General features: G+C 44.2%; 1 pseudogene. It reads right to left on the reverse strand.

Annotated features, from left to right (window positions below):
* Positions 1-556: pseudogene (locus tag ACFS5J_RS11165) on the reverse strand (hypothetical protein); the annotation flags it as partial.

The raw sequence follows: 556 nt of genomic DNA on the forward strand, positions 1-556 counted from the left end.
CGTTCGACCAAGTCACAGACGAACAATCATCTGAAGAGGAAGCACCACCATTAGCCGCTAACCACGCATTAAGATCGGCAATGTTACCATTACCATCACATTCTGCGGTTTGGTTTACAGCTTGTGTAATTAAAGTTGGCGCAGTAGTATCTTGAATGGTGAATGTAGCTGTAGTTGAGCTAGCGTTACCACAATCATCCGTAGCGGTAAAGGTTACAGTAGCTGAACCAGTAGCACCACATAGATCTGAAAGCGTAGTAAAGTCGTTAGACCAAGTCACAGCCGAACAATCATCTGAAGAGGAAGCACCACCATTAGCTACTAACCACGCATTAAGATCGGCAATGTTACCATTACCATCACATTCTACGGTTTGGTTTACCGCTTGTGTAATTAAAGTTGGCGCAGTAGTATCTTGAATAGTGAAAGTAGCCGAAGTAGTCGAGCTGTTTCCACAATCATCCGTAGCGGTAAAGGTTACAGTAGCTGAACCAGTAGCACCACATAGATCTGAAAGCGTAGTAAAGTCGTTAGACCAAGTCACAGCCGAACAATC

It is taken from the genome of Flavobacterium chuncheonense (genome assembly GCF_042686145.1).
In the GTDB taxonomy this organism is placed as follows: Bacteria; Bacteroidota; Bacteroidia; order Flavobacteriales; family Flavobacteriaceae; genus Flavobacterium; species Flavobacterium chuncheonense.